Here is a 24,424-nt window from a genome sequence, read left to right as displayed (position 1 = left end):
GGAGCGTATGGAACAGGCGCTGGCTTATGTGTGCTGTTCAGCAGAAGAAAGCCGGGTAAAAGTGCAGAAATATTGCAGAAAAATCTATGAACTTGGGTATGTACCAATCTGTCCGAGATTTGTATTCTCACCATTCTTGGAAGAGTCTGATGCAGAAGATATGCAGGGATATGGAAGAATGTCCCATATCCTTTTACGGAGATGCCGGATGGTAGTCGTATGTGGGAAAGAAGTGACAGGAACAATGAATACCGAAATCAGTATGGCAGACAGACTCCATATCATTTGTACGACACTTGATGGACTGGTACAGATAAAAGAATCAAAATAAATCAGAATCGAGTCAATCCGGTGCTACAGAAACTGGCGGTACTCGTTTTGCAAGCATAGCGTTTGGATATCCAAACGCACTTTGGGGAGAACCCCAATCCCCCGGACACAGACGGAAATGGAAAGGAAGGATCAAGTCATGTTAAGAAATGGAGTAATGATTGTAATCGCATTGATGAGCGGAGGATTTATAGGAGTGATAGTGACCTGTTGCATGGTTGCAGCGAAAAAATCCGATGAGGATCTTGGCGGTATGATGAAAGAGGAAGAGAAAAAAGAAGGGACGGTGATGCAATGCGAAAACGAAACCATGTGATCCCGGTACGGCTTAATGCAAGGGAAGTCAGGGAACTGAATGAGCAGGTCGAAAGAAGCGGTCTGAGCCGGGAAGAGTTTATGCGTTCGTTGATTTTAGGAGCGCAGGTTCATGCAAAACCCTGTGAGCATCATCCCGAATTGCTCCGAAAGATTGCAGGCTTATGCAACAATGCCAATCAGCTTGCACATGTTGCCAATGCTTCTGGTATGGCAAGCGAGCAGAGTATTCAGGAAATGCTGCGGCTTACCAAAGAAACATGGCATCTGGTAAAGGAAGAGTGGTAATGCCGGATGGCTTATACAAGTGTTATCCCCGTCCACCGCCTGACCGTTCTATCGAATATGTGAAAGATAAAGAAAAAACCACACAGAAAGCGGACTCTCTGGAGGCTGCCATCGATTATGCCATGAATTGGACCAAGACGGAACAGGCGGTCTTCGAAGATACCATCGGATGTACCAATGAAAATGCGTATGAAGATATGCTGGCAACGAAAAAGAGATTCCATAAGATGGGCGGTGTAGAAGGATACCATCTGGTACAGAGTTTTGCAGAAGGTGAAGTGACACCGGAACTGGCACATCTCATCGGGCAGGAATTGGCAGACCGGCTCTTAAAAGGACAATTTGAAGTCGTCATAACAACACATCTTAATACCAGACACTATCACAATCATATTGTCTGGAATTCTGTAAGCATGGTGGACGGACATAAGTACCATAGTAATGCCAAGAGTTATTATACGGAGATCCGTAAGATTTCCGATGACCTGTGCAGAAAATATGGTCTGTCTATCATTGAATCCAATCAGAAAAAATCAATCCCTTATGTACAGTGGAAAGCAGAACAGGAAGGAAAGCCGACATGGAGAACGGCGATCCGTTTGGATATCAGGGAATCGGTACAGGAAAGCTACTCCTGGTCACAATTCCTAAAAGAGATGGAAAAGCGGGGTTATACATGGAAACTGAACAGGAAATACATTTCTTTAAAAGCTCCGGGAATGGAGCGGTATATTCGTCTGCGTTCCCTTGGAAAAAATTATTCTGAAGAGGAAATACGTGGGCAGATACTACAGCCCAAGGTGAAACGAGTCTATCAAAAGGCAGTACAGATTCATCCCAAAAAGAAACTGACCGGGATTCAGGCACTGTATTATTCCTATTTATATCAAATGGGGGTACTGCCAAAAAGACCGAAAAGGAGTCCATACGCTGTCAGAGAGGATATCCGGAAACTGGACCGCAGGATTGAACAGATTGAATTTCTAATGAAACATGACATCATAACCAGAGAGCAGCTTGCCGCATACCGAGAGCCATTGCAAAAGCAGATTGCGGAACTTATGAAAGAACGCAGAAGATTGTATCGGAATGGGGGCAGCAAGACGGGGGAAGAACGATTGTCCGAAATCAATGAGGAATTGAAGCGACTCCGTAAGGAAGTTCGTATGACCGTTCAGATTGAGAAACATTCCTTGGAAATCGAAGCGAAACTTCAGAAAGCAGAAGAACAGAGCCAGAATGAAAAACGTGTGGAAGATAAAGAAAGAATGCAGAAGAGTCAGGAGGTGAGATAAGTATGAATTATGGAGCAGAACCGGCTGATCAGGTGGTGCGGTACAGTCTGGAAGGAATGGAATACTCTTTGAAGATTACCGGAAATGTGGCAAAGCACGTGGCAATCTTTATTGCGGCCGCATTAAAGGATCAGAAAAAGACAAGAGGGAAAACAAGGCTTACCAGAATGTTAAAGGAACAGCGCCCGATGAAATTTTTTACCGTTCCGGGTGACCGTTTAAAAGAATTTGCAAAAGAAGCCAAGGCGAGAGGTATCTTATATGTAGTCATCAAAGATAAGGTGAATCCTGGACCAGACAGAGGTCATGGTATTTGCAGATGATGCCGCGAAGATGAACCGGGTATTAGACCGGATGAATCTGGATTTTGTAAAAGCAGAATCAGGTTCTATGGTTACAGAAGCAGTGGAAAAAGAGACTGCACCGGAAAAGACAGAAAACCAGATGGAAAAAGAATCAAGGGAGAATGTACGGACAGAGACCGTTGTCCTGCCGGAAGGCAAGATAGAATTTGAACTGGACGATGCGGAAGAAATGTTCCAGATCGGGGATGAGGCTTTCCCGGAAGGAAATTTTACACAGGCGCAGGAAGGGGAAGAAAAGAATCCATCCGAACCTTTCTCGCGCAACAGAAATACTTCTTCCGATCGGGAAACTAGCTGGAAAGAAAAGAATGAAAAACCATCTGTGCGGAAAGAACTCGGAGATATCCGCAAGGAGCAGGAAGAGAAACGTAAACGGCCGGACAGACGGAAAAATGCCAGAGAGAGCAGGAAGAAACGCAAGAATATGAAAACGAAAGGCAGGTAATGTATATGGATTTAACAGATATGATTTCAGGTGGAACGGAAGAACAGCCGATTCCTGAACAGAAATTGACGAAAGAAGAATATGCAGCCAAAAAACAGCAGGAAAGAGAAGAGGTATGGGCTGAAGTAGATTCACAGGCACAGGGAGTTTTTCAGGATGGAGAAAAACTGAAAGGTTTTCTGGATTTTATGGCAGAGTGTAATACACAGAGAACACCGAATCTGCTTTTGATCTATGGACAGCATCCGGATTTTAAGGTGGTAAGGTCTTATGAACGCTGGAGAGAAGAACACCGTTCGGTAAAAGCAGGGGAGCATGGCATTACTTATATGATTTCCACTGAATATGAAAAAGATGGAGAAATGCGGAGAGGGTATACGATCGGAAAAGGATTTGACATCAGCCAGATGACAGGGAAGCCATTGGAAGAACGCCCTCAGCGAAGCCTGACAGAACTGGTAGGAGCTGCCTTAAAAGACCAGTCGGTACGTGTGCAGATTGAGGATAATCTGCCAGACAAAGTGCAGGCCCAGTACAATCCAAGATATCGTACCATCTATATCCGCAACGGAATGAGTGAAGTAACGACATTCCATGCACTGAACAGAGAACTGGCGTGTGCAGCGATGGATCAGCATACCGGAACCTACAGCCGACAGAAAGTCAGCGCACAGGCTTATTGTGCTGCCTATGTGATTGCGAAACGTTATGGTGTAGATGTTACCGGATTCAATCTGGAGTATATTGCACAGAGGAATGAATGTGGAAAGAAAGATCCGCAGGAACTGAGAGACTTTTTAAATGATGTCCGTCAGGCTTCCTACAGTATCCGAAACCATATCGAACGCAATTTTGGTGCAAAGGAACAGGAGTATGTAACCGATGAGTTCGCAATCGGAGACCCTGTAAAAACACCGGAAACCAAGGATGAAAAAGCATCCGGAAAAGAGAAAAAAGCAAAGAACCAGCCGGAACGATAAAAGTGAAAAAGTTGGACGGTTGGAGTAGCTATTACGGAGGTCTTGTGATATGGTTGGTGTAACAAAAAAAGGAGGTCAGCCAGATGACAAAATACTATTTGAAGATGGATAACATTATGAAAAATATGTTCGTGGTGGCACTGAATGATGAGCTGCAGGCACAGAATGAGCAGGACGAATGTTTGGAAGAAACGAAAGCTCTTCTGAAAAAAGTAAGTGAATACGACCTCGCCCAGAAACGGCTGCAGATTACAGCCGGGGAACAGAGGCAGATCCGTAAGGCACTGAACAGACTCAGAAGTAAATATCTTGCAGCCGGAAGATACAGTGACGGAATAGATAAAGTCATCCTTCAGGTTGCAAAACCGAATACCACCAGACACATGTTCTGGTAGAGAAAGGAGTGGTTGATTGGTCATTTATTCAAGAGAAAAAGTGGCACGACTTAGAGAACAGTATCCGGCAGGAACAAGAATCTGTCTGGATTCGATGGACGGAGAAGCGGATATGCCGCAGGGACTGGAAGGAACTGTGCAGTATGTGGATGATGCGGGTCAGCTCGGCATCAGTTGGGACAACGGCAGAAGTCTCTCACTGATACCGGGAGTGGATTCCTTTCATAAGAAAGAAGGACAGGGACATCCAGAAGAAAAGCCACGAAAGAAAAGAGAATCTGACTTGCAGAGATAAGTACAAAAAAGCAGGACTGGGTTCTGTATCTTGTCTTTCTGCCATTTGTCTGGTGGGCGGCAGCGATTACCGCTTGTGCCATTGCACCGGATAAGAATTTTATTCAAATCTTAGAAATGCTGAGCGAAAAACTCGAACAGCCGTTTTTTATCACGTATACACCGTATACGTTCAAATGTATTCTGATATTCACAGCAGCCTATTTCTTAGGCATTGGTATTTATGAATCCCAAAAAAGAAATTATAGAAGAGGTGTGGAACATGGTTCCGCAAAATGGGGCAACGTGTCCGAAATCTGCAGACGTTACTGCGAAAAACAATACACGCAGAATCTGCTTTTAACACAGCATTTCCGTATGGGACTGGACGGCTATAAGCACAAACGAAACCTAAATGTGCTGGTAGTCGGAGGTTCAGGAGCTGGAAAGAGCCGGACGTATGCAATCCCAAACATCATGCAGTGCAACTGTTCGATGGTGATTACTGATCCCAAGGCAGAACTTTTGCGTAAAACCGGAGGTGTTCTGGAACGGAATGGATATGAAGTCCGGGTTTTTGATTTGATCAATCCGGAGACTTCCTGGTGTTATAATCCGTTTGCGTATGTCCGGGATGATAAGGATGTACTGAAGCTGATCAATAACCTGATCCGCAACACAACACCGAAGGGAGCGCAGAGTTCAGACCCGTTCTGGGAGAAGTCCGAGACTGCACTTTTACAGGCACTTATGCTGTATTTGCTGCATGAGGCTCCACCGGAAGAACAGAACTTTCCGATGATCATGGAAATGCTTGGAAGCGCTCAGGTCAAAGAAGATGATGAGGATTACCAGTCCCCATTGGACATTTTGTTTGAAAGACTGGAAATGCGGGACCCGGAGAGTATTGCGGTCAAGCAGTATGCCATTTATAAGCAGGCGGCCGGCAAGACTGCGAAATCTATTTTGATTTCTGTTGGTGTCCGTCTGGCAGCGTTCAATCTGAAACAGATCGCCAATCTGACCTGTACAGACGAACTGGACTTATACAGTATCGGGGAGAAAAAAGTGGCACTGTTTTGCTGTATTCCAGATGCGGACACCAGTATGAATTATCTGGTCGGCATGATTTACAGCAATCTGTTTCAGACACTGTATTATGTGGCAGACCGGAAGTACGGAGGAAGGCTTCCGATTCCGGTACACTGTATTATGGATGAATGGCCAAACGTAGCCTTGCCGGATGATTTTGACAAGATTCTGGCAACCATGCGTTCCAGAGGGATTTCCTGCAGTATCATCATCCAGAACATCGCACAGATGAAAGCCTTGTTTAAAGACTCGTATGAGAGCCTTATCGGTAACTGCGATGAATTTTTATATCTGGGTGGAAATGAAAAAGAAGGACATAAGTATGTCTCGGAATTATTGGGAAAAGAGACATTGGATACCAATACCTACGGACAGACAAAAGGGCGTAGCGGCAGCTATTCGGTGAATTATCAGCAGACTGGAAGGGAACTTTTAACACCGGATGAAATACGGCTTTTAGATAACCGCAAAGCGATTTTGTTTATTCGTGGGGAGCGTCCGATCATGGACGATAAATATGATTTAAAAAAGCATGTGAATTTCAGATACACAGAGGACGGTGGTGCATCGCCTTATGATTATGCGAAAATACCACTGGCTCACGACGACCTAAAGATTGACATTAACAGATTAGACGACTACGAACTGCTGTCTACCGAGGACATTCTTGGTGAATAGCAGTTTTTTGATGGATGGGAGTGATGTGTATTGAAGAAATTTCTCACAGGAGAAAAGAATAGAACAAAAAAGAATACAACTGAAAAAATGACAACCCCGATGCCGATGGGGAGAAAACAGAAAAAGTGGATGAGTCTTTATATGGCACTGGTACTGACCGTAACGGTCGGAGCAACGACCGCATTCGCAGCCGGAGATCCGCTGTCCGTTATCAATAACCTGTCTACTTTTATTTTTTCCCTGATTCGTGCGATCGGTTTGATTTTGCTTGGATTTGGTGTTGTGCAGGTTGGTCTGTCTTTAAAAAGCCATGATCCAAGCCAGAGGGCAAATGGATTTCTGACACTGGCCGGAGGGGTAATTATTACGTTCGCCAAAGAAATCCTGGATCTGATTATGGCGTAAGCCTCTTTGAAAAAGTATATCAGGAGACAGCAGGAGTGCCGGAAGGTACTCCTGCATTCAAAAATATGTTCAGGGAGGTGAGAGTTTTTGAGTGATAACTGGATTGTACAGAATCTAAACTCAGCACTATCCACATGGAGTGAAAAGATGGCAGAACTGTGGACTCTGCTGACTGAAAATCCGGCAACTTTTAAGGGTGGCGGCATCTGGCGGATTATGACCAATATCAATGATACACTGACAGCCATTGCCTATGGATTACTGGTGTTATTTTTTGCAGCCGGAATCATAAAAACGTGTGGCAGTTTTACAGATCTGAAAAAGCCGGAACATGTGCTAAAAGCATTTATCCGGTTTGCACTTGCTCAGGGAGCAATTACATACGGGATGGAACTTATGCAGGCACTGTTTTCCATTGTGCAGGGAATCGTGACAACCGTAATGAGTGGCTCCAGTATGGCAGGAAGCGTGACGGAACTGCCAACGGAGATTGTAGATAAGATTGAGAGCGTGGGAATGCTGGAATCCATTCCGTTGTGGATTGTCACACTGCTTGGCAGTCTGCTGATTACTGTATTGTCATTTGTAATGATTCTGACAGTGTATGGCAGAATGTTCAAAATCTATATGTATACAGCAATCGCCCCGATTCCGATTTCCTCGTTTGCAGGAGAACCCACGCAGTCCATCGGAAAGAACTTTATCCGTTCATATATAGGCGTGTGTCTGGAAGGGGCAATTATTGCACTGGCGTGTATTATCTTTTCTGCTTATGCGGCAAGTCCTCCGGCAGTCGGAGATACGGAGCTGAGTGCAGTTACAATCGTGTGGAACTATGTAGGAGAGCTGGTATTCAATTTACTGGTGCTGGTTGGAGCAATTAAGGCATCTGACCGTATTGTCAGAGAAATGATGGGACTTGGAGGTTAAAAATATGGATACAAAGAAAACATTAAGATATAACTGGGAATTCGGACGTGAGACAGTAGCGATACGAGTGAGCTCTTATCGGAACAATGGAAATTTATATGTAGGACTCTGCCATAAGGAAGGGAGAGACTGGGAAGATTTTGGAGATGTAACCATTAATCTGCCCTATCAGTTCTTAGAGCCAAATGAGGCTTTTATAACAGGAGATTTTACCAAGGATATGCTTCATTTTATCAAGGAACATAAACTTGGAAAAGTGTTGAATGAAACAGGAAGATCAGGATATGCAACCTATACTTATAATGAGCAGAATAAGCTGACCAGTGCAACTGGATATAACGGAGCAACGGTTACTTACAGTTATGACGGTAATGGAAATATGGTCACATCTACAAAACCGGATGGAACAGCCATTACCTATACTTACGATGACAAACATCGTATGGTATCCCAGACAGACGGCAGAGGTGTCACAACAACGTATTCGTATGACCGGGACCGAACATGACCGGATATGTGGATGGAAATGGAGCAGCATGGGGATTCACGTATGACGCGATGAATCGTGCAGTTACCATGACAGATCCACTTGGAAATGTAACCTCGAACAGTTACGATGCGAATGGCAATCTGACTTCCAAGACAGCAGCCGATGGCGGTGTGACCGCTTATACGCTGGATGGTGTGGGAAATATTACAGCAAGTACTGACGCACTGGGGAATACCACCACTTATACTTATGATAAGATGTACAACATGACCAGTGGTACAGATCCGAAAGGAAATCAGATCAGCTACGTTTATGATAAGAATTATCAGCAGGTCAAAGCAACCGATGCAATGCGTATCGTGATTTCACTGATAGCAGTATTGCTTGCAAGTATTTCCACAGCAGTAGCCGGAGTGATTAGTTTCTTAGGACTGATTGTTCCGCATATCGGAAGAATTTTAGTAGGAAGCGACCACAAGGCATTAGTTCCATTTAGTGCTTTGTTCGGAGCGTTTACGTTCCTGCTGGCAGATACCATCGGAAGAACGATAGCTGCTCCGTATGAGGTATCCGCATCCATCATTATGAGTGTGGTCGGAGGCCCATTCTTCATCATTCTGTTAAGGAGGTCTAAGAAGTATGCGAAGTAAAGAAAAGAATATGGATTTGACTTCTACAGAGAATGAAGCAGCAAAGAAAGTGAAAAAAGCGGATAAGTGGGCAGACAAGCCTGCGATGGAAGTTAGAGATCTGCACTTTTCCTATGGAAAAAATAAAGTCTTAAAGGGCGTATCCCTGAAGATTGAAGAAGGTAAAATCACAACGATTATGGGAGCAAACGGATGTGGAAAATCTACATTGTTTTCCCTGATGACGAAAAACTTATATCCGAGAAAAGGAAATATTTTCCTCAAAGGAAAGAATATCCAGAACCTGAATTTAAAAGAATTTGCCAGAAAGGTTGCGATTGTTCAGCAGTATAACAGTGCATCAGACGATATCACCGTTGAGAATCTGGTGGCATTCGGAAGAACCCCACATAAGAAAATGATGCAGGGAGACAGTGCCGAAGATGAGCGTATGATTCAGTGGGCATTGGAAGTAACCAATCTGACAGAATATCGTGACAGAGAAGTGTCAAGACTTTCCGGTGGACAGCGTCAGCGTGTATGGATTGCAATGGCACTTTGTCAGGGAACAAAGACGCTGTTCCTCGATGAGCCGACTACCTATTTGGATATCCGGTATCAGATTGAGATCCTGCAACTGGTGAAAAAACTCAATCAGGAATTTGGAATAACCATCATCATGGTACTGCACGACATCAATCAGGCAATCGCATATTCAGATAATGTCATCGGCATGAAAGATGGAAAAGTGCTGGTGGAAGGTGATCCGGAAGAAGTGATTACGGAAGAGAGCATCCGGGAACTGTATGGCATTGAGCTTGGTGTGACAAGGGTTGATGGACGGAAGTTTGTGCTGGCGGTGTAAGAAGAAAATAGTAGTAGAACGACAAGAAATAAAGGGGAGGAAAACTCCCACAGGAGAACAGAAAGAAGATGAAAAATCCTTTAAAAGTAGTATGGATCGTGCTTGGATTTCTTTGCCTGGGACTTGGTACGATAGGAATTGTACTTCCTATCCTGCCAACCGTTCCGTTTTATATGGCAACACTGTTTTGCTTTGCAAAGAGTTCTAAGAAACTGCACGACTGGTTCGTAGGAACGAATCTTTATAAGAAACATCTGGACAGTTTTGTTCAGAAAAGAGCCATGACAATAGGAACAAAATGCAAGATTATCGGAATGGTAACGGTAGTCATGGCAATCGGCTTTATCTGCATGAAGAATGTACCAATCGGAAGAATCTGTATCGCAGTGGTTTGGGTATGCCACCTGTTATACTTCTTCCTTCGAGTGAAAACTTTAAAAGTGAGAGAAGAATTACCGGAAGGTGCAGAAGTGGAATAATATGATGGATAAAGTAGAAAAGAAACGACAGAAGGAACAGCATGTCGTGGAAGAGATGATCCGGCTGTATTGCCGGAAAAAACATCCGAAAGAAGACAGGCAGGCAGGGCAGATTTGTCCTGTCTGTCAGGAACTTTTGGATTATGCAAGACTTCGAAGTGAAAAGTGTCCTTTTATGAAAGAAAAGACATTTTGCGCAAACTGTAAAGTGCATTGCTATAAGCCAGAGGTGAGAGAACAGATCAGGCAGGTTATGCGTTTTTCACTAACCAAGGATGTTATTATACCATCCAGTTCTTGCAGTATGGCATCTGGTATGCAGTAAAAAAGAATCGAAGAAAGAAACAAAAGGGTAAGATTTTTATGATTAAAACAAGACTGGTGGGGCTGTTGTCCCACGCAAAAAAGTATATCGTGTATACGATTTTGTGGCAGTGGGCAGCCCTCCTGTCGCAAGTGTTGGCAGTCTTTTCTATCGCAGATTTACTGGAACGGGTAGTGTACCGGGCAGTAACCGTACCGATCATTGAGCGGACAATACTGATTTTAGTTCTGGTTGTGGTGATTCGATTTATCTGTGAACGGATGGGAGCAAGGTCTTCCTATCTGGCGTGTGTGGATGTAAAGCGGATTCTGCGTGAAAAGATTTATGAGAAAATGTTAAAGTTGGGAGCTTCCTACAGTGAGCAGGTATCCTCTTCGGAGGTCGTACAGGTGTCAACTGAGGGTGTGGAGCAGTTGGAAACATACTTGGAAAATATCTTCCACAATTATTTTACAGCCTGATTGCACCACTGACATTATTTATCATTCTTTGCAGAGTGAGCCTGAAAGCGAGTGTGATCCTGCTGATCTGTGTACCACTGATCCCGATTTCTATCGTGGTGGTACAGAAAGTGGCGAAGAGATTATTAAATAACTATTGGAGCATCTATACTGGACTGGGAGATTCGTTCCTTGAAAATTTACAGGGACTTACCACACTGAAGATTTATCAGGCAGACCAGCAGAAAGCAGATGAGATAGATGTGGAATCCCAGAATTTCCGTAAGATTACGATGAAGGTGCTGACCATGCAGCTCAATTCCACAAGCATGATGGATATTGTTGCCTATGGTGGAGCTGCGATCGGTATGGCAGTCGCGGTGTCCGAATTCTTAAAAGGAAATATCAGTGTAGCAGGAACGTTATGTATTGTTCTGCTTGCCAGCGAGTTTTTCCTGCCACTCAGACTGCTTGGTTCATTCTTCCATATCGCAATGAATGGTATGGCAGCGAGTGATAAGATTTTCAAGATTTTAGATCTGCCGGAACCACAGGCTGGAGAAAAAACACTGCCGGAGGTCGCGTTAGATGTTACATTAAAAGATGTGCACTTTTCTTATGAAGAGGACAGAGAGATTTTAAAAGGAATCAACTTAAATCTTCCGGCAGGAAGTTTTGTATCACTGGTTGGTGAATCCGGATGTGGTAAGAGTACGATTGCCGGAATCCTTGCAGCAAAGAACCGGGGATATAACGGAGAAATTACCATCGGTGGCGTACCGCTTAATGAAGTGAATGAAACCAATCTGATGCAGAGGGTTGTTCTGGTTCGCCATAACAGCTACCTGTTCAAAGGTACAGTAGAAGAAAATCTGAAGATGGCAAAACCGGACGCAACGAAAGAAGAGATGGAAGCTGTCCTTCAGAAAGTGAATCTCTTAGGGTTCTTACAGACACAGGATGGCTTGCAGACACAGTTGCTGGAAAAAGCAAGTAACCTGTCCGGCGGTCAGTGTCAGAGACTGGTGATTGCCAGAGCGTTGCTTCGGACAGACAGTGCGGTTTATATTTTTGATGAAGCCGCATCCAATATCGATGTAGAAAGTGAAGAACTGATCATGAATGTGATTCACGAACTGGCAAAGACAAAGACGGTGCTTCTGATCTCTCACAGACTGGCAAATGTTGTGAAGTCTGACAAGATTTATTTCTTAAAAGACGGAGAAATCAAAGAAAGCGGAAAGCATGACGAACTGATGAGCCGGAATGGTGCGTACAGACATCTGTATGAAAGCCAGATGGCATTGGAAAACTATGGAAAAGGAGGAGTGGCATAATGAGTGAAAATACGAATACAACAAAACGCAGAAGTGCCCTCCAGATCATGGGAAGTCTGATTGGTCTGGTAAAACCCCTGCTCCATATCATGCTGGCAGCAATCATCCTTGGAACATTGGGTTATTTATGTGCAATCTTCCTGACGATACTGGCAGGACAGGTCATCGTGCATGGTCTTCTGACAGGAGTAGCCGGAATGATTGTTCCGGTGGACAATATGTGGCTGGTATTTACTCCAGTAAAAACGATTATCACAGTCATGATCGTAATTGCAGTGCTTCGTGGAATCCTGCATTATGTGGAACAGTATTGTAATCATTTTATCGCATTTAAGCTGTTGGCAATCATCCGCCATAAAGTGTTTGCAGCACTGAGAAAACTCTGCCCGGCAAAACTGGAAGGACGGGACAAGGGAAATCTGATCTCGATTATTACAACCGATATCGAATTACTGGAAGTGTTCTATGCACATACCATTTCCCCGATTGCGATTGCAACACTGACCTCAATTATTATGGTGATTTTTATCGGAAGATATCACTGGTTAGCAGGCGTGCTTGCACTGGCAGCTTATCTGATTGTCGGAGTAGCCATCCCGATGTGGAATGGAAAACGTGGCAGCCAGAAGGGAATGGAATTTCGGACAAACTTCGGAGAACTGAACAGCTTTGTTCTGGACTCTTTACGAGGATTGGACGAGACCATCCAGTACGGACAGGGTGAAAAGAGAAAAGAGCAGATGTCTGAGCGTTCCAAAAATCTTGCAGGAATGCAGGAGTCATTAAGCAAAATGGAAGGCTCACAGCGTTCATTTACGAACATGGTTATCCTGCTTGCATCCTTTGGAATGCTGGCACTGACAATCTGGCTGTACGACAAAGGTGCGATGGGATTCGAGGGAATCTTAACCTGTACCATCGCAATGATGGGTTCTTTCCGAACCGGTAGTAGCATTATCAAGCCTTTCCAACAACCTGAACCAGACATTGGCAAGTGGTGAACGTGTTCTCTCCCTTCTGGAAGAGACGCCGCTTGTGGAAGAAATTCCGGGGGATGTGGAAACTTCCGGTGTAGAGAGCATGGAATATGAATTTAAAGGAGCAGAGGCAGAGAACGTAACATTTGCTTATGGTGAAGAAGTTATTTTAGATAACTATTCACTGAAATTACAGCCGGGTAAAATCACAGGGATTCATGGTGCGAGCGGTTCCGGAAAATCTACACTCTTAAAACTGTTGATGCGGTTCTGGGATGTGCAGGATGGAAGTGTATCGGTAGACGGTACAGATGTCCGCAAGATTCCAACCAAGCATTTAAGAGATATGGAAAGTTATGTTACGCAGGAAACACACCTGTTCCATGATTCCATTGCAAACAACATTGCCATCGCAAAGCCGGGAGCATCCAGAGAAGAGATTATGGAAGCCGCAAAGAAAGCATCTATCCATGATTTCATTATGACACTTCCGAAAGGATATGATACAGAAGTCGGAGAACTGGGTGATACGCTGTCCGGTGGTGAAAAACAGAGAATCGGAATTGCAAGAGCATTTCTCCATGAATGCCCCCTCATTCTACTCGATGAGCCTACATCGAACCTCGACTCTTTAAATGAGGGAATTATCTTAAAATCATTGAAAGAATCGGCCAAGAAGAAAACAGTTGTCTTGGTATCCCACAGAGTATCCACAATGAATGTGGCAGATGTGGTATATGAAATGGAGAATGGCAGAATTTCTTAACAGCAGGAATGCAGAAGAAATACTTTCCAAAAAGGGGATAAAGTAGTATATGAAAATTGGAGAATCCAAAGAAGATTATCTGGAAGCGGCGTATGTATTGAAACGTCAGAAAGGATATGTTCGTAATTCTATGCTTAGTGATTATCTGAACTATTCCAAAGCGAGTGTTTCAGTTGCAGTACGTGGACTGCTGGCAGATGGATATGTAATAAAAGACCGATATGGCAGCATTGAACTGACAGAAGAAGGAAGAAAGATTGCAAAAAAAATCTATGCAAGGCATGTGCTTTTAGAAGAATTTTTACGACGAATAGGAGTATCTTCGGAAACTGCAAATCATGATGCGTGTCGGATGGAACATACAATCAGCGAAGAATCTTATAAAAAGATTCAAGAATTGGTACGGAAGATGAAGGAAGAGAATACGTTAAACGAAGAAATGAAATTAACGAATTAAATCAAAAACAGGAAAGGCGGTGGAGAGATTTCACTGTCTTTTCTGCTTTAAAAATGAAGTAACATAAGAAAAGGGATACAAATGAAAAAAGTATTGATTGCTGCGGATGAGGTAGATAAGTGGAGTCAACTTTGTGAAGGGTTAAAAAATGAGTGGGAATGTACGACCGTTAATCTGGATGTGTTTGAAAAATTCCATACCATAGCGGTCTATGACGCAGTATTGATGCTTGTGAGAAATGATAACGGAAAGCTGGGCAGGCTGATTTGGGAAGTCCGGCAGTACAGCAGGGCTCCGATTATTGTAGTGATACCGGGGATTCAGGCGGTAAAAAAGTATATCGAATGGGGTGCAGACCTAGTATTTCCACATCCTTCGGTCAGCTTGATCAACACGTACCTGTATGCATTACTCAGACGTTCCGATATCACATGGAACACTGGAAGAAAAAGAGAAAAGCAGGAGATCATAAGGAAAGGAAAACTTCTAATTGACTGCCGTTATCATACTGTTTACTGGGGGAAGCATGAGCTTGCAACCCTAAATGAGCGAGAAAAGGCATTCCTGTATCTGTTGGCAGATGCCTCCAGACAGGTAGTTACCCATGAGATTATCTTTGAACAGTTATGGAAAGAACCATATGGAGATGACTCTGCCAACATGATCTGGTGTTTTGTACGCAGACTCCGCAAAAAAATGGAAAAGACAGAACCGGAGGCTGCAAAGATAATTCAGAGTATACGAAAGGTGGGATATTATTTAGATATAGACAGACATTGAGCAAAATGTAGAAAAATGTCGAATTATGCGAAAAGTGACTGGCAGATGACTGTTACATTACACAGTTCTGACAGTCTTTTTCTATATACTTCTTTTTGTGGTGTTTTAGTAAGGCATGACAAGGAGAAGAGTTATATTTGCATCAATGGAAGTCCTTAAAAAAACAAAAGAGTAAGGGAAAAAGAAGTGCTGTAATCGAAGAGGTTGCAGCATTTTTTTATTCGACATTTTTCGAACATTATAACGTACATATCCGGTCACCGCCATGCTCCGATTTGATTTCTATACCAAAAATCAGATCGGAGGAAAGCTAAATGGCTTATAACAAGACAAGTGAAGAACGAAAGTGGAATTATTGGAAAGAACAGGAAGAAAAGAAACTGCGTGAACTGGGAATGGAAGAAGAGAAGATCCAAAAGTTGCGCCAGATGGACAGGGAAGATTTTCTGGAAGAGCGCAGATTCCGGGAACATCTGGATGAAATGATGCAGGATATGGATTCCATAAAACAAAGGGACAGAGGACGGTTTGCACAGGATATCCGAGAACTTTTAGACAACATTGGAGACCGACGGATCTATGAATTATTAAAGGGCACAGAACATCAGACATTAGAGATACTTTTGCTTAGTACATGGGGATATTCAGGAAGAGAGATTGCCAAAATTATGGGAATGGCAGAACAGACCGTTTATACCAAAAGAAACCGTTTAAGAAAAAAATTAAATAATTTGTCGAAAATTGAATAATAACAGCATTTTTCATCGGCTATTTAATAGGCAGGTAAATTTTGCCAGTGTACTTTGACAATCCTATACCAGCATTACAGGTACGTTCCCGTAAGTAGAAGCGTGTTAGGAAGGCGCGAGGACAAATGAAAATGACAGGAAAGAATATAAAAAATTCTTTGCTGGTGTTTTTGTTTCGAGCGAATTACCTTTAACTGAAACAGGACCGTGGCGGTCTTTTGCGAGGATCACTTACGAGGGGATAATGATACATAGGAACTGCCAGTGAGCAGAGGATGGACTTTGGGTTGTAATCAGCAAGACCTTTAGAAAATCCATGAGTGGTGCAATGCCAAGCATCCGCCTGTAATGTTCCCGTAAGGCAATGGGGGAGTCGAGGACAAATACAACGCCAAAAAACAAAAGTATAAGAAATCAAGGAAGAATGTGTCGTTGATATCAGATACATGCGGCTGTAGGGAGAAATCCTTTACAGCCGTATTGATGTGGTATCAGCACGCATATTAGGTAACAAATTATGTATTACACAAAAGAATATTTAAAAAGAGCGCATCGTGAAATTGATACAATCTTTCGTGTGCTGTTTCCAGAACATGGAATGGCAGTAAGGGAAGAACAGATTATGTTATGCCACGAAATGCTGGATAACCTGCTGGGAAGAAACATAGCACTGTGTGATGCGGGTGTCGGTATCGGCAAGACGTATGCCTATCTGGTGGCCTGTGTTCTGATGAGAAAATATTCTCTCCTTGCAGAAGGATGTTCCCCTTATGAGCAGCGTCCGATCGTGATATCTACTTCCAGCATTACACTCCAGAAAGCAATTCTTACAGAATATATCCCTTTTCTCTCCCGGATTCTTCAGGAGAACGGGACGATTCAGGCCCCTATTAAAGCTGTGATACGAAAAGGGAAAGAGCATTTTGTCTGCGATGAGAGGTTGGAGCAACGAATCGTTGCAATCGAAGAAAAAAACAAAAATGCGTTGCAGAAAGAAGCTCTGCTGTCGTTGAAAGAACATTATGATATGGACGAAGTGTCCAACTTAAGTGGGTTTGACAGAAGGATGGTGAGTGTACCGAAGTTCTGTTCGGGAGACTGCCCGAAAAGAGGCTCATGCAGGTATCAGCAGTATCTGGAGCGTTCCAGAGATCATGAAATGTTCATTCAGATCTGTAATCACAATTATCTGCTGGCTGATGGTTATCACAGGCTGCAGGATTACCGCCCGTTATTAAAAGACTACCGGGCATTGATTGTCGATGAAGCACATAAGCTGCCGGATGCGGCAAAGCAGATGTTCGGGAAGAGCCTCTGTTATGACGATATCCGGGAAATCTGCTTTTATCTTGGGAAAGAGTACCAAGGCCCGGAGATAAGAAAACTGTCTGGGACGATCCGTATGGTGCTGGACATCATAGGAGAAAACCACAGAACCAGATATGGGATAAAAGAAGAATTCCACATGACAGAAGAGTGTGCAATGTATTTATGTGAGGGGATACAGACCATGAATAAGATCATAGAAAAATTAGAAAAGAAGATTCCGAAGTGGATCAGAAACAAGCTGGAAGAAACCAGAAGTGTGTTGGAATACTTTTTCCATCAGGATAAGAAGTATGTACTGCATCTGAAGCACTAACCATGATCACAGGATTATATTGTGTGCATCCAGCAGGCGGATTCCACAGTATCTGGACCAGATGTTATGGAGCAGAGGAATGGGAGCGATTCTTACAAGCGGAACTTTAAAAACCGGACAGGGATTTTCCCACATTCGGAAAATGACAGGATTACAGAGAGTGCGGAGAGTCCGGGAATATGTGGCAGACTCCCCGTTTGAATATCAGAAGAACTGTCTTTTATATCTGCCTAAGAATTTGAAAAAATCCAGAAGAGGAAGTCAGGAAGAGGCGGAGATGATAGCAGGCCATATCCATTCACTGATCTGTTCGACTTACGGGCATACGCTGGTGCTGTTCACATCTTATCATTTGATGGGAAACGTTTACCAGATGTTAAGGGATGAAATTCCGTTCCCGATGATAGAGGTGTGGAGACATTCACCGGAAGAGATCACAAGATTTAAACAGATGGACAATGCTGTCCTTTTTGCAGCCGGCTCCTGTTGGGAAGGAGTAGACTTCCCTGGAGATATGGTATCTTCGCTGATTATAGTAAAACTGCCCTTTGCTGTTCCTGATCCCATCAGCGAAGCACAGAAGAAGGAATATGCCAGCCTGAAAGATTATATTCAGGCAGTGATTGTTCCAGACATGCAGAAAAAACTAAGACAGGGATTCGGACGGGCACTCCGCACCGAGACAGATACTTGTGTCGTGTCCATTTTAGACGAGCGTGCAGGAGAAGGCGGCAGGTATCATGAGGAAGTGATGTGTGCGCTTCCAAGCTGCAAGATGGCAAAAGACATCAAGGATATCCAGCACTTTATCCGAAACCGGAAAGGCGTGGAATACTACCTGTAACCGTTCGTGGTTCTGCTACAGAAATAGCAGATTTAGCACGAAAAGTTTGGTCGTATTTCAAGGGCGTTTTCGGTGGGATTGTTGGTATTGATGAATAGCTATTTCGGCATGAAGTGGGTATACTGTGTATAGCGTTAGAGGAAAGGAGGCAGCTTATGATATACAAGGTGGAAACGATAAAAGATGGAACAGAAAAATATTTTTTCATCAGAAATCTGGAAACAATGAGTATTGAAGAACTGCCAAGTAAATATCTAATGCATAAGATTAAATGTAAACGTTCACCAAATACAGTGAAACGCACAGCATTTTCAATCTGCTATTATATGAAATATATGGCAGAGAAAGAAATGGAACTCACAGAAGTCTATCAGTTAGATTATGAAAAACAGACAGAACACTTTGTGGAATTTTTATACTGGCTTAAAGCCGGAAACCATACAGAGCAAACGGCTGGAGAAAAGAAGTGTCCGAATGAAGGAACCTGCAACGCATACTTAAAAGATGTGTTCAGGTTCTATTTATTTATAGAGGCAGAATATGAACAGTACGGAAGTCTCAAAACCTTATCGTATAACCAGATTATAGCGGTTAATCAGGTGGGAGTAAAAAAGGTACTGCGGAATCATTCTTTTAAAGCCTATCTGAAGGAAGAGGAACATCGTGGGAGAACAGCAAAAGAAAATCAGATTATTACAATTTTACAGGCCTGTACGAACCGAAGAGATCAGCTTCTGTTACTTATGTTAGCAGAAACCGGATACAGAATTGGGGAACTACTGGGAGTAAAATATGTCAAAGATATTGATTATAGGAATCACATGATAAGGGTATGCTTCCGGGAAGATAATGAAAATGAAGCGAGAGCCAAAAATGCGGAATACAGAAGTGCCAAGATAAGTAATGATACGTTTGAATTTCTCATGGATTATCTGGCAAAATATCGGAAAATCCTGCAACATCAGGATTACCTGTTTGTGAATATCATGGGTGAGAACATTGGAAAGCCATTAAGAGTGGACAGTGTATATGATATGTTGGACCGAATGGAAAAGAAAACCGGAGTTAAAATCACACCCCACATGTTACGTCACTATTTTGCAAATATGCGAAAGCAGGCAGGATGGGAACTGGAAATGATCAGTCAGGCATTGGGGCATAAACATTTGGATACGACTATAAAGTATCTGGACTGGCTGGATGATGAACTGATAGAAGCAAGTAATGAGTTTTATGCACAACACACTGCTATTTATGGGGCGGAACGTCTGCTGGAGTAGGGAGGTGTGAGAAATACCTATATATTTATTGCAACAGGCAGAACACATAACAGAATCTGAAGTAGATATTGAGAAGAAAAAGCAGGAACTATATTCAGAAATTGATGCACTTGGAATAAAAAGCGATTCAAGAATTAACAAATTGAAAAAGTTCTTGGCAGATAGAAAAATCTGGCATCTGGAAGAAATGGATTATCCTTTGCGAAATTCGTATGAACAATATTTAAGAGGACAGATACGATCACAAATTGTATCTTTCTATTTGAAAATATATGATACGGTAAAACAACAACATATCTATCAACAAATGCAGACGCTAAATGGAAAGCGGATATATGAATGGAAATATCAAAATAAAATTTATTTTCTGAAGTATTATCCGGAAAAGGAAATAGCTGAGACCTTTGAAACTTCTTATAAAACAAACCTATTGGTGTGGGATTTTACACAAAATTGTTCAGAAGTTTTAAAGAAACAAATTTTTTATACGTTGAGTCGTATCATTGCCAATACTTCAATGTCTAAGGCTTATAGAAATGTCAGGTTAAAATCCTTAAAACTTCTTTATGATTCTTGTGTTCAGTTAAATATTACGGATATTGGATTGCTGGAAATGGAACAAGTGGAAACTATTTTAAAGAATTTTCCCGAAACGAGTCAACGAAGTATTTTAGGTGAATGCAGAAGAGATGCGTTTATGCAGCAGGAACAGATCCAATGGGAAGCAAATGTATGGTATCTGGAACGATTACATCTTGGAAAACATCGGATAGACGAAAGTAAATCCTTAATTAGCATTTCTTTTATGGAAGTCAAGGAAATACAGAATCGAGAAATTTTACAGGCATACATGAAATATGAACTGGGAATTACTGGACAGGCAGTCAGCACGATTGTACGAAGATTTGTATGTATTAGAAATTTTATTGAACTGCTGGAACAAGAAAAGATACTGGCGATTCATGCAACTGTCGCAGAAGTAAAAAAGTATGCAGACGGCTTGCGAGAACGGGGAATACAGGCAAAGGGATTTAATGAAAGAATTTTCGGTATCGGTCATTTTTATAAATTCATGGAAGTTAAACAGTATATTACAAGAATGCCATTCCGAATTGAATATTTCCAACAAAAAGAAGTAATAGTACATCATGATCGTAGCGTTGAGGAAACAGTATATATGGAAATTTTGAAAAAATTATATCTTTTTCCAGAGCGATTACGATGTATGTTCCTACATCTGTGGTGTCTAGGATTACGGGCGAGTGAAGTGTGTACATTGAAAGGAAATGCTTATTATCAGCAGGGCGAGGATTATTGGATTCAGGTGTATCAGGTCAAAATGAAGAATTATAAAAGGATTCCAATCCCACAGGCACTTTATCAGATTATGAAAGTATACTTGAAAAAACATGAAATTCAGCCTGAAGAATTCATTTTTAAAAACAGCAGAGGTGGTGCTTGTCTATATGGTACATTCCGAACTCAGATGATAGAAGCGTGCCGGGAAAATAAGATTGCAAATGGAGAATATTTATTTCAATCACACGATTATCGACATACAGTAGCAACTATGTTTTATGACAGTCATGTATCACTGCAAAGTATCAGGGATTATCTTGGACATACTTATGAAGAGATGACAAGACAGTATATTGATTATATGCCGCAAAGGATTGCAAAAGCAAATGATGAGTTCTTTGAAATGCAAGGAAGTAGTTTAGCATCATGGCTAAAGAAAGAGGAAAAAGATGGAAAATGATATTATATACTTCAGCGATTTCCCCAATTTACAAGAAACAGGGACACGTAAGGATAATGGAAAATTTGATTTAACGTTGCTTCCAACGCAAGAATTAAAGGAAGAGTTTCGAGGTTATATTATGTATCGCTGCAAAAACGGAACGTTTAGAGCATTGATTCAGGATCGAACAGCTTATAATCATATTGCAAAGTTTTTGAACAGCAGAATAAATCGGAGAATCAAAAGCCTTGGAGATAGAAATCCAGAAAAATGGATATCACTTTTAAAAGGCTGGATGTTAGAACAGGGAATAACTATTGTAAAAGAAAAGAAGAGTGTGTATGGTACAGTAAGCTATGGCGAAGCAGTGACGATATTATATTTCAGAAACGTACTGAAATTTTTAGGGCCAGAAGATTTACGGGATGAGATAGAAAAAGATGTTTGGGAACTAAAAAATCTGGATATTAAAATCAGATCCAATCCAATTTATAATGTAAAAACACTGGATTTCAGAAAAATATATCAGCCAGATATCAGGGAAGAATGTAAGAAAGCTGTTTATATGAATCTGCAGTATGAAGCAATAGGAACTGTACAGGGAGAATTGACAATAATGAGGATATTCTCAGAATATCTCCAAAAAGAGTATTCCAAAATAAAAAGCTGCAGTGAAATAGACAGAGAAGTGTTGGAAGAATTTTTGATACATCTGTCAACAAAAGATACTTCCCATAGTGCGAATAGTTCTTATGTAATTTCATTAAGACGACAGTTAGAGACAATCGGAAAAATTTACAGCTATGAAAGATTGGAGCATTTATTTATTAATACGGATATTCCACCGGAAGTAAATGCAGAATTTAGAGTGTATTCTGATGATGAAATGAAACGACTGAATGCGGAAATTACACAGATGGATGTACAGATTGCAAGATGTCTTCTGATACATCAGATGCTTGGAACTAGGATATCAGATACCCTTACACTGAGACCAGATTGTCTGACGAGAGAAAATGGCCAAGATATGATTGAAATATATCAAGTTAAAACTAAAAGATATAAAAAACCGATCAGTAAAGAACTTGCAAAACTGTTACAGAGTTCTATTGAATATACACAGGAAAAGTTCGGTGATACAGAATACATATTTGTTAATGAAAAAGAACCTGACCGCCCGATGCAGTATATGGCTATAAAAACAAAAGTCATGTCCATGATACAGGAAAAGCAGTTGAAAGATGATCATGGCGAATTATTCGGGTTTGGAACGCACATGTTCCGGCACTACTATGGCGTCAAACTTACAGAAATGCATCTGGATGACTGGACGATAGCGAGACTATTGGGGCATAAAAGACTGAATAATGTACAGCATTACCGGAAAATGAGCAATCAAAGAATGGCAGACGAAACCAGAGAAGTAAGACAGAGGATGAGTGACATCATATATATGAGTCTGGCAAGATGGGGTGAAGAATATGAGCAAATACGACAAGATGATTGAGGAAAATCAGAGAAAAAGTAAAGAGAAAATTGAACTGGCATTGCAAGCAATACAAGATATGCTGGCAAATAAAGAACGTATCAGCGTTCCAAAGCTGATGAAGAAAACTGGATTGTCGAGAGGATTCTTTTATAAAAATCCAACCGTCCGGGATACATTGAACCAAGCAGTAGAGCAACAGGCCGGAATGATAGATCCAAGAAGAGAAATTCTGAACATGGCGATGGAAAAACAGATTGAACTGTTGAACCAGAAGGTGGCAGCTCTGAGCAGAGAAAATAAGGAACTGAAGAGAAAGAACGAAAAGTTACAGAAGGCATTACGGAAACAGGATTTGAATTTTATTAAGAACTTATAACATTGAAAATAATAAGATGGAAGAGATGTGTGCAGACACATCTTTTCATCGTTGAGGATAAAATATATAGAATGAGAATGGGATTGTTTTATGGTATACTAAAAGTGAAATGCTAACTTTGATATGAGGTATAAAACAATATGACAGAAATACAAATTAAAAATTTAATTAAAGAATATGAAAAAGAATATATTGAGTTTATGGAAATTGAGAAATTACCACAGTATAAGATAGATTTTTTTGAAATTAATGTTGAGGAAAGCGATGCAGCAGGATTCGCTTCAGCCGCCCAAGCTTACTATAATACGAAAACAGATGAACATATATTAAGGATATGCAAAAGTTCGGAAATACCAAGGTATATTGTGTTTCATGAATTTACGCATATTTTAGATACGGAAATGTATGCAAAGCAAGATTCTTGGAAATATATGGCTTTGTCTGGTTATACAGAATATCATGCAGCACAAGTTGAATTGATGATAATGTTAGGAGCAGATAGTATACAAACTCAAGATTTTTCATTTACAGTTGATGTTGAAATAGGTAATAGTACAGTTAGGAATTACCTAAACTCAAGACATCAATTAGTAGTGAATATGATGAATAGAACAGATTTTCCAAGAGATATTGAAGCATTAAAAACAACGGTAGGTGTGCTATATAATTATTTTGGAGTGCGTTCTATATGTAAAATGTATGCGAAAGATTATACTGAAGAAGTGGATAACACAATTATTATTCAGAAACTTTCAAAAGTATTATTTGAAGAGATAAATAGCTTTATGGTTGGATGGTTTAATGAAGCACAAGTAGAGCTGAGCTTTGTGTCATATATGAAAATAATGTGGCCTATGCTTCAAAGCTATTTTGGAAAAGAATGAAAGATAGTAACAGTAAACACAGTTTTGTATACAGTTAAACCCAGTAAAATCAACGCATGAGGGGAACTGGCTACATTTTAGAA

The 24,424-nt window shown here is 41.5% G+C and carries 20 protein-coding genes and 8 pseudogenes; all 28 read left to right on the top strand.

The genetic code is table 11. From position 1 onward, the window contains the following. The first annotated feature begins 7 nt into the window (after positions 1 to 7). The 28 genes and pseudogenes from ACH9UM_RS09270 (at position 8) to ACH9UM_RS09135 (ending at position 24,341) form a co-directional block, all read left to right on the top strand. The gene (locus ACH9UM_RS09270; protein WP_015513330.1) at positions 8 to 331 is read left to right on the top strand and encodes a hypothetical protein; all 324 of its coding nucleotides are present in this window, start codon (positions 8 to 10) and stop codon (positions 329 to 331) included. 138 nt (positions 332 to 469) lie between these two features. Next, a complete protein-coding gene (locus tag ACH9UM_RS09265) occupies positions 470 to 646 on the top strand; it encodes a DUF3789 domain-containing protein (RefSeq protein WP_015513331.1) in 177 nt (58 codons plus the stop codon). Beyond that, on the top strand, positions 625 to 933 hold the full coding sequence (locus ACH9UM_RS09260; RefSeq protein ID WP_015513332.1) for a plasmid mobilization protein: 309 nt from the start codon (positions 625 to 627) through the stop codon (positions 931 to 933). The genes ACH9UM_RS09265 and ACH9UM_RS09260 overlap by 22 nt, the downstream gene beginning before the upstream one ends. 6 nt (positions 934 to 939) lie before the next feature. Continuing rightward, positions 940 to 2,228, top strand: a pseudogene (locus ACH9UM_RS09255) (relaxase/mobilization nuclease domain-containing protein). 2 nt (positions 2,229 to 2,230) lie between these two features. After that, a pseudogene (locus tag ACH9UM_RS09250) lies at positions 2,231 to 3,038 on the top strand (PcfB family protein). A gap of 5 nt (positions 3,039 to 3,043) precedes the next feature. Further along, positions 3,044 to 4,018 (top strand): ArdC family protein, encoded by a 975-nt coding sequence (locus ACH9UM_RS09245; RefSeq protein WP_215686502.1) that lies wholly within the window; start codon positions 3,044 to 3,046, stop codon positions 4,016 to 4,018. An 83-nt stretch (positions 4,019 to 4,101) separates the two neighbouring features. After that, on the top strand, positions 4,102 to 4,413 hold the full coding sequence (locus tag ACH9UM_RS09240) for a hypothetical protein (RefSeq protein ID WP_023923439.1): 312 nt from the start codon (positions 4,102 to 4,104) through the stop codon (positions 4,411 to 4,413). A 40-nt stretch (positions 4,414 to 4,453) separates the two neighbouring features. Beyond that, the gene (locus ACH9UM_RS09235) at positions 4,454 to 4,708 is read left to right on the top strand and encodes a DUF4314 domain-containing protein (protein ID WP_318299347.1); all 255 of its coding nucleotides are present in this window, start codon (positions 4,454 to 4,456) and stop codon (positions 4,706 to 4,708) included. After that, on the top strand, positions 4,705 to 6,456 hold the full coding sequence (locus tag ACH9UM_RS09230) for a VirD4-like conjugal transfer protein, CD1115 family (RefSeq protein WP_400092391.1): 1,752 nt from the start codon (positions 4,705 to 4,707) through the stop codon (positions 6,454 to 6,456). Before ACH9UM_RS09235 ends, ACH9UM_RS09230 begins: the two co-directional genes overlap by 4 nt. 87 nt (positions 6,457 to 6,543) lie before the next feature. Next, complete coding sequence (locus ACH9UM_RS09225) at positions 6,544 to 6,861, top strand: hypothetical protein (RefSeq protein WP_006426976.1); 318 nt, start codon at positions 6,544 to 6,546, stop codon at positions 6,859 to 6,861. Positions 6,862 to 6,948: 87 nt separating this feature from the next. Continuing rightward, positions 6,949 to 7,791, top strand: a complete 843-nt coding sequence (locus tag ACH9UM_RS09220; RefSeq protein ID WP_172676580.1) for a hypothetical protein — start codon at positions 6,949 to 6,951, stop codon at positions 7,789 to 7,791. A 4-nt stretch (positions 7,792 to 7,795) separates the two neighbouring features. Next, positions 7,796 to 8,299 carry a DUF4313 domain-containing protein gene (locus ACH9UM_RS09215; RefSeq protein ID WP_400091132.1) on the top strand — a complete coding sequence of 168 codons (504 nt, stop codon included), beginning with the start codon at positions 7,796 to 7,798 and terminating at the stop codon, positions 8,297 to 8,299. Then, positions 8,296 to 8,532: pseudogene (locus ACH9UM_RS09210) on the top strand (RHS repeat domain-containing protein); the annotation flags it as partial. The gene ACH9UM_RS09215 and the pseudogene ACH9UM_RS09210, both read left to right, overlap by 4 nt. Positions 8,533 to 8,628: 96 nt before the next feature. Further along, positions 8,629 to 8,931 (top strand): annotated as a pseudogene (locus ACH9UM_RS09205) (iron chelate uptake ABC transporter family permease subunit); the annotation flags it as partial. Next, positions 8,921 to 9,775, top strand: a complete 855-nt coding sequence (locus ACH9UM_RS09200) for an ABC transporter ATP-binding protein (RefSeq protein WP_229092161.1) — start codon at positions 8,921 to 8,923, stop codon at positions 9,773 to 9,775. The pseudogene ACH9UM_RS09205 and the gene ACH9UM_RS09200, both read left to right, overlap by 11 nt. 68 nt (positions 9,776 to 9,843) lie before the next feature. Then, on the top strand, positions 9,844 to 10,254 hold the full coding sequence (locus ACH9UM_RS09195; protein WP_015513353.1) for a YbaN family protein: 411 nt from the start codon (positions 9,844 to 9,846) through the stop codon (positions 10,252 to 10,254). 4 nt (positions 10,255 to 10,258) lie between these two features. Then, positions 10,259 to 10,610: pseudogene (locus ACH9UM_RS09190) on the top strand (nitrous oxide-stimulated promoter family protein). 7 nt (positions 10,611 to 10,617) lie between these two features. Continuing rightward, positions 10,618 to 12,356, top strand: a pseudogene (locus ACH9UM_RS09185) (ABC transporter ATP-binding protein/permease). Next, a pseudogene (locus ACH9UM_RS09180) lies at positions 12,356 to 14,099 on the top strand (amino acid ABC transporter ATP-binding/permease protein). Before ACH9UM_RS09185 ends, ACH9UM_RS09180 begins: the two co-directional pseudogenes overlap by 1 nt. A gap of 49 nt (positions 14,100 to 14,148) precedes the next feature. Next, positions 14,149 to 14,556, top strand: a complete 408-nt coding sequence (locus ACH9UM_RS09175; RefSeq protein WP_015513357.1) for a metal-dependent transcriptional regulator — start codon at positions 14,149 to 14,151, stop codon at positions 14,554 to 14,556. A gap of 81 nt (positions 14,557 to 14,637) precedes the next feature. Further along, positions 14,638 to 15,336, top strand: coding sequence for a winged helix-turn-helix domain-containing protein (locus ACH9UM_RS09170; protein ID WP_015513358.1), 699 nt, complete (start codon positions 14,638 to 14,640; stop codon positions 15,334 to 15,336). Between the two features lie 314 nt (positions 15,337 to 15,650). Then, positions 15,651 to 16,085 (top strand): LuxR C-terminal-related transcriptional regulator, encoded by a 435-nt coding sequence (locus ACH9UM_RS09165; RefSeq protein ID WP_015513359.1) that lies wholly within the window; start codon positions 15,651 to 15,653, stop codon positions 16,083 to 16,085. 517 nt (positions 16,086 to 16,602) lie between these two features. Further along, a pseudogene (locus ACH9UM_RS09160) lies at positions 16,603 to 18,571 on the top strand (ATP-dependent DNA helicase). A gap of 155 nt (positions 18,572 to 18,726) precedes the next feature. Next, positions 18,727 to 19,851: a tyrosine-type recombinase/integrase gene (locus ACH9UM_RS09155; protein WP_006426957.1), complete on the top strand. Its 1,125-nt coding sequence runs from the start codon at positions 18,727 to 18,729 to the stop codon at positions 19,849 to 19,851. 28 nt (positions 19,852 to 19,879) lie between these two features. Continuing rightward, positions 19,880 to 21,610, top strand: coding sequence for a tyrosine-type recombinase/integrase (locus ACH9UM_RS09150; protein WP_007886448.1), 1,731 nt, complete (start codon positions 19,880 to 19,882; stop codon positions 21,608 to 21,610). Further along, a complete protein-coding gene (locus ACH9UM_RS09145; RefSeq protein WP_006426955.1) occupies positions 21,600 to 23,099 on the top strand; it encodes a tyrosine-type recombinase/integrase in 1,500 nt (499 codons plus the stop codon). Before ACH9UM_RS09150 ends, ACH9UM_RS09145 begins: the two co-directional genes overlap by 11 nt. Then, positions 23,074 to 23,457 (top strand): DUF6262 family protein, encoded by a 384-nt coding sequence (locus tag ACH9UM_RS09140; RefSeq protein WP_015513361.1) that lies wholly within the window; start codon positions 23,074 to 23,076, stop codon positions 23,455 to 23,457. The genes ACH9UM_RS09145 and ACH9UM_RS09140 overlap by 26 nt, the downstream gene beginning before the upstream one ends. A gap of 140 nt (positions 23,458 to 23,597) precedes the next feature. Continuing rightward, a complete protein-coding gene (locus tag ACH9UM_RS09135) occupies positions 23,598 to 24,341 on the top strand; it encodes a hypothetical protein (protein ID WP_006426953.1) in 744 nt (247 codons plus the stop codon). Positions 24,342 to 24,424: the final 83 nt, after the last annotated feature.

This window comes from Mediterraneibacter torques, assembly GCF_044591705.1.
Lineage (GTDB): Bacteria > Bacillota > Clostridia > Lachnospirales > Lachnospiraceae > Mediterraneibacter > Mediterraneibacter torques.
The sequence above is the reverse complement of the archived record's forward strand: the minus strand, read 5'-3'. Positions and strand labels throughout refer to the sequence as shown.

Coding starts and splice junctions, on each gene's coding strand:
- ACH9UM_RS09240 (WP_023923439.1), top strand. CDS start 4,102: ATGACAAAATACTATTTGAAGATGGATAACATTATGAAAAATATGTTC.
- ACH9UM_RS09175 (WP_015513357.1), top strand. CDS start 14,149: ATGAAAATTGGAGAATCCAAAGAAGATTATCTGGAAGCGGCGTATGTA.
- ACH9UM_RS09135 (WP_006426953.1), top strand. CDS start 23,598: ATGACAGAAATACAAATTAAAAATTTAATTAAAGAATATGAAAAAGAA.
- ACH9UM_RS09195 (WP_015513353.1), top strand. CDS start 9,844: ATGAAAAATCCTTTAAAAGTAGTATGGATCGTGCTTGGATTTCTTTGC.
- ACH9UM_RS09215 (WP_400091132.1), top strand. CDS start 7,796: ATGGATACAAAGAAAACATTAAGATATAACTGGGAATTCGGACGTGAG.
- ACH9UM_RS09200 (WP_229092161.1), top strand. CDS start 8,921: ATGCGAAGTAAAGAAAAGAATATGGATTTGACTTCTACAGAGAATGAA.
- ACH9UM_RS09165 (WP_015513359.1), top strand. CDS start 15,651: ATGGCTTATAACAAGACAAGTGAAGAACGAAAGTGGAATTATTGGAAA.
- ACH9UM_RS09260 (WP_015513332.1), top strand. CDS start 625: ATGCGAAAACGAAACCATGTGATCCCGGTACGGCTTAATGCAAGGGAA.
- ACH9UM_RS09245 (WP_215686502.1), top strand. CDS start 3,044: ATGGATTTAACAGATATGATTTCAGGTGGAACGGAAGAACAGCCGATT.
- ACH9UM_RS09270 (WP_015513330.1), top strand. CDS start 8: ATGGAACAGGCGCTGGCTTATGTGTGCTGTTCAGCAGAAGAAAGCCGG.
- ACH9UM_RS09155 (WP_006426957.1), top strand. CDS start 18,727: ATGATATACAAGGTGGAAACGATAAAAGATGGAACAGAAAAATATTTT.
- ACH9UM_RS09145 (WP_006426955.1), top strand. CDS start 21,600: ATGGAAAATGATATTATATACTTCAGCGATTTCCCCAATTTACAAGAA.
- ACH9UM_RS09170 (WP_015513358.1), top strand. CDS start 14,638: ATGAAAAAAGTATTGATTGCTGCGGATGAGGTAGATAAGTGGAGTCAA.
- ACH9UM_RS09140 (WP_015513361.1), top strand. CDS start 23,074: ATGAGCAAATACGACAAGATGATTGAGGAAAATCAGAGAAAAAGTAAA.
- ACH9UM_RS09225 (WP_006426976.1), top strand. CDS start 6,544: ATGACAACCCCGATGCCGATGGGGAGAAAACAGAAAAAGTGGATGAGT.
- ACH9UM_RS09265 (WP_015513331.1), top strand. CDS start 470: ATGTTAAGAAATGGAGTAATGATTGTAATCGCATTGATGAGCGGAGGA.